We start from the raw sequence: 4079 nt of genomic DNA on the forward strand, positions 1-4079 counted from the left end.
GGGCAAGGTCAGGAGCTGACCGGAGGGCGGCGTGCCTGACGTCCGATGTCCGCGTCGTCCGGTGTGCCTTCTTCGGCGATGCTGTAGCTGCCTAGCCCGAACAGGTATCCGTAACCGGTGATGAGAAGGGTGACCAGGAACGGCCACCCCCAGGTCCCCTTGACCGCGATTGCGGCGGTCAGGCCGATGAACGAGGTGATGGCGGTCAGGTTGCAGGCCAGGGCCCGGGACCGCAGGCTGACCAGCTGCTGCCGCTCATCGGCCCGGGAGCCGATCCGGTCGCCCTCGTCGGTGTCGGTGCCGCCCACGAGGTACAGCCGCACCGTACCCGCGACGGTGCCGATCAGGGCAGGGATCGCGACCCACCACAGTCGGCCTCCCTGCACTAGCCACGCGGCTGAGAACAGCAGTCCTGCCAGCGCGTAGATGCCGGGCTTGCGCAGCCGCGGCGGAATGAATGTCATCATGCGCCTGCCTCCTCATCATCCGGATCGAACATCTTGTCGACCGTCAGGTCGAAGAACCGCGCGATCGTGAATGCCAGCGGCAGTGAGGGCAGGTAGCGGCCGCTCTCGATAGAGATCACTGTCTGGCGCGACACGCCCAGGGCAGCTGCCAGTTCGGCCTGGGACAGGCCCCGCTGCCTCCGCTGTTCCCGGATCCGGTTCCGCATGATGTCAAGGTACCTTTACCTGCACAGTGATGTCAAGGCACCTTTACAAGCAGGGCTCGACGACACCCACGGACGCGAGTACAGCCAAAATCAGGCCAAGAGACGAAAGCTACCGGCTCGCGGCGAAATCATCATCGGACCCGCAGGGGCATATGACCGGGCCGTCGTTAGCGCGCAACGATCGCGGCCAAGTGGCTCAGCGAGTTGTCGAGATGATCTGGACTGAACGGCGGGAAATGAATGTGCTGGCGGGGAATCGGTCCTACCGCCGACCAGTCATAGGAGAGTGTGACCTTGGTCTTGTCCGGACCGAGCTGGGTCAGATCGTAACGCCACATCCAGCCGCCGAACTCTAGCTTGCCGGTTTCCGGTGATACATAGCCCGGCTTCCACGAAATAACGCGCGGCGGCTCGAACGCGAGGACCTGGTTGGCCATTTCGTAGCTGCCGTCGGGATGGTTTGGGTGGTACATGGCCACCCGGAAGACCTGACCTGAGCCGGTTAGCCGTTGGTCGTCGAGGGAGTCGCGAACCCAGCCGGTGCCGTCAATGGCGGCATGCTGGGCTGGGTCGGCAAGCACCGCGAACACGGTTTCGGCCGATGCGCCGATCGTGGTGGTCGCGCTAACGGTCTCCTCTGTCATGGTGACTGGTCTCCGATCCTCTGGCTTCCGCACGGCCTTGCGTGGAGAAGTGTTGTCCGTGCCTCACGATGTAGACGACGCGGCGAGGCAGGACTCATTGGTCGGTAGCCGGGCGTGGCCTTCCGAACTGTGCTGTCCTTGCAGGTCGGCATTTGCTGGCGCCTTCTCATCCTTGCTGGGTGAGCCACCGGACCGGGACACGTTGTGTGCTGGAGCGGATCAGAGGCGCACATTGCGGGGTCTCCGGACACCGGACCATGACGAGGGGATTGGCCGAATGCCCGACAGCGCAGGCACCGTGGCCATATATAGCCCCGTGTCCCGGCGTGACTCTTAACGCAGATCCCACTACGATCATGGTGTTGGTGCTTACTACCGGGTCCCATGTGGCCCGGAACGGTGCACTGCGAGGCAAGGGAGAGGGCATGTTGCTCGCTGATAGTTCGTACTCTTATCCGCTGCTGGGCGCATTCTGGACGATCGTCGAGATCTTCCTGTGGGTGATCTGGTTCTGGATCTTGATCACGGTGTTCATCGACATCTTCCGCAGCCACGACCTGTCCGGCTGGGGCAAGGCACTGTGGTTCTTGTTCGTGCTGATCATCCCGCTGATCGGTGTTCTGATTTACCTGATCGTCCGTGGCGGCTCGATGCATGAACGGATGGTGCAGCAGGCGCAGCAACAGGATCAGCAGCTCCGCGATTACGTCCAGGAGACCGCAGGTTCGCAAAGTCCGGCGGACCAGCTGACCAAGCTCGCTGACCTGCGCGACCGAGGCGTCATCACCCCCGAGGAGTTCGAACGCGAGAAGGCCAAGGTCCTGGCCTGAGCGAGAGTGCTTGCTGATGGTTTGCCGTGGGAGCGCGCAGTTTAGGGCGGCGCGGTTTGTGCGCCGTTCATGCGCTCAGCGGGAGCACCCTAAACGGCGTGCTTTCACGGCGAAGAATCGTCGGCCCCGTTGGACCGGCCACCCGCACTAATCGGCTATGCCCGGTGCCAGAGACCCCGCGTGACGGCGAGCAACCACCGGCCTACCGGAAGCGGGGACAGCCGCCCCAGGCGCGGACCTTCCCCCGCCATTCCCCGCTGAGGCTGGCGGCCACGCTCGCCCCGTCTCACGCTTCCTATGTCCGTTACTTCACGTCTTCAGCTCTCGATCCCTGCGCGGGCTCGGCCGGTGCCTGGCGGAAGCCGCAGGCTGGCTCACGTGCGCCAAGCCAGGCTCCGGCGTCGCGGCGGCGCGATCTTTTCGAGCATCCTGCACGGCGCTACACTGCCCACAGAAGGACAGCGGAGGCGTGATGGTTTGGATTGGTGGCCCGCGAAGGGACCCAGGAGACCGCCTGGGCCGGGGCCGCCGAGGACTTTACCTGCACGATCCTCCCCCGGGCTATCATCCGCCCCAGCCCAGGACGCCGTTGAAAGACCGGCAACGGATAGCACGCCGGGACTGGATCCTCGAGCACGTTCTCGCGGTGATCCTGATACTTTCGGCCGCTGCGGTCATCTTGATCATTTGTCTGATCATCGCGACGCATCATTAGCGCGGCTGGCCTCACCGACAGCTAGCGCGTAGCTCTCGAGGGGAGCAGCGATGTACACGCCTTACCCGACCTCGGGACCTGCGCAGGAACCTGAGCAGATCCAGCCGCCGCGCTCGGTGCTCAACGCCGTCAAGCTGATGTATGCCGGTGCGGCCCTTGAGGTACTCGCCGTGATCATCGCTGTGGTGACCATTGGCAGCCTCAAGTCGGCCATCCTGGCGAGGCATCCGGCCTACACGGCAGCGAGCCTGCACACCGCCGAGGTCGCCCGCACTGTTCCGCTAGTGATCGGCGGCCTGATCGCGATAGGCCTGTGGCTGTGGATGGCCTGGGCAAACGGCAAAGGGCGGAGCTGGGCCAGGGTGGTGTCGGCGGTGTTCTTCGGCATCAACACCCTGGACCTGCTGATCTCGCTCCTCATGGTGCACGCCGTTGCCGCGCTGATCATCGGTGTGGTTATCTGGCTGGTCGGCCTGGGAGCGATTGCGCTCCTGTTCGGCAAAGAGTCCGGCTCGTTCTACAAGCAGCAGTCGGCGACCAGGGCCCGGCAAAGTCATGAAGTTAGGCCGTGACCTGCGGTGTTCGCTGCGCAGCCTGGCCATCAGTCGGCTGCGCTTGGACGGCCAGGCCAGCATCGCCGCCGCTAACCGCCGCCACGCTCGCGACCCGCAGCGGACGCTGAAGCTGCTTCACACCGCATGAGCGGCTTTGCCGTGTCCCTGGCGGCCAGCCTGCCGCGGTGACAAGCCCGCTCAGGGCGCCTGCCGCGCTGAAGACCGCGACGCCCGGCTCAGCCGCGGTCGTGGAGGGTCACCTGGTAGCCGTCGGGGTCCGCGAACGTGAAAGTGCGGCCGAACGGCCCGTCGACGGGCGCTGAGATGATCGTCGTGCCGGCGGCGGCCAGGGCGTCGTGGATGTCCTGCGCGTCGGGGGCGTGCAGCCACAGCGCCATCCCCTGGCCCGGCTGCGCGATCGCGTCCAGGTCGGTGCCCGCGACGGCGTCGCGGACGGCGAACGCGATCGGCTTGGTGTCGAACACGACGGCGTGCGGCGGTCCTGCGACGGAGCGCTTCAGCCCCAGGTACTGCTCGTAGAAAGCGGCGGAACGCTCCAGGTCGCGCACCTGCAGTGAAATGAAGTCGGGTCCGGTGACGGCCACGATCCTTGCCTCCTCATGGTATGTCAGTCTTCTGACACACCACAATGTATGTCAGAAT

6 protein-coding genes are annotated in these 4079 nt (G+C 65.0%); 2 read left to right on the forward strand and 4 right to left on the reverse strand.

Annotated features, from left to right (window positions below; all coding sequences use genetic code 11):
- Positions 1-8: 8 nt before the first annotated feature.
- From WA805_RS12990 to WA805_RS13000, 3 genes are all read right to left on the reverse strand, one after another.
- A complete protein-coding gene (locus tag WA805_RS12990; RefSeq protein ID WP_422275758.1) occupies positions 9-467 on the reverse strand; it encodes a hypothetical protein in 459 nt (152 codons plus the stop codon).
- A complete protein-coding gene (locus WA805_RS12995) occupies positions 464-673 on the reverse strand; it encodes a helix-turn-helix transcriptional regulator (protein ID WP_422275756.1) in 210 nt (69 codons plus the stop codon). Before WA805_RS12995 ends, WA805_RS12990 begins: the two co-directional genes overlap by 4 nt.
- 167 nt (positions 674-840) lie before the next feature.
- Positions 841-1317 carry an SRPBCC family protein gene (locus WA805_RS13000; protein WP_422275754.1) on the reverse strand — a complete coding sequence of 159 codons (477 nt, stop codon included), beginning with the start codon at positions 1315-1317 and terminating at the stop codon, positions 841-843.
- A gap of 425 nt (positions 1318-1742) precedes the next feature.
- Between WA805_RS13000 and WA805_RS13005 the strand changes: the two genes are divergently transcribed.
- Both WA805_RS13005 and WA805_RS13010 read left to right on the forward strand, forming a co-directional pair.
- Positions 1743-2147 carry an SHOCT domain-containing protein gene (locus tag WA805_RS13005; RefSeq protein WP_422275752.1) on the forward strand — a complete coding sequence of 135 codons (405 nt, stop codon included), beginning with the start codon at positions 1743-1745 and terminating at the stop codon, positions 2145-2147.
- A 765-nt stretch (positions 2148-2912) separates the two neighbouring features.
- Positions 2913-3434: a hypothetical protein gene (locus tag WA805_RS13010; RefSeq protein ID WP_422284401.1), complete on the forward strand. Its 522-nt coding sequence runs from the start codon at positions 2913-2915 to the stop codon at positions 3432-3434.
- A gap of 218 nt (positions 3435-3652) precedes the next feature.
- On the opposite strand, the gene WA805_RS13015 is transcribed toward WA805_RS13010, so the two are convergent.
- Positions 3653-4021, reverse strand: a complete 369-nt coding sequence (locus tag WA805_RS13015) for a VOC family protein (protein ID WP_422284403.1) — start codon at positions 4019-4021, stop codon at positions 3653-3655.
- Between the last annotated feature and the right edge of the window lie 58 nt (positions 4022-4079).

Origin of the sequence: Trebonia sp. (assembly GCF_049794275.1) — a bacterium.
Classification (GTDB): Bacteria; Actinomycetota; Actinomycetes; order Streptosporangiales; family Streptosporangiaceae; genus Trebonia.

What these genes read in the sequence shown, in the direction of transcription:
- WA805_RS12995 (WP_422275756.1), bottom strand. Translation starts at nt 673, where the DNA reads ATGCGGAACCGGATCCGGGAACAGCGGAGGCAGCGGGGCCTGTCCCAG.
- WA805_RS13010 (WP_422284401.1), top strand. Translation starts at nt 2,913, where the DNA reads ATGTACACGCCTTACCCGACCTCGGGACCTGCGCAGGAACCTGAGCAG.
- WA805_RS13005 (WP_422275752.1), top strand. Translation starts at nt 1,743, where the DNA reads ATGTTGCTCGCTGATAGTTCGTACTCTTATCCGCTGCTGGGCGCATTC.
- WA805_RS12990 (WP_422275758.1), bottom strand. Translation starts at nt 467, where the DNA reads ATGATGACATTCATTCCGCCGCGGCTGCGCAAGCCCGGCATCTACGCG.
- WA805_RS13000 (WP_422275754.1), bottom strand. Translation starts at nt 1,317, where the DNA reads ATGACAGAGGAGACCGTTAGCGCGACCACCACGATCGGCGCATCGGCC.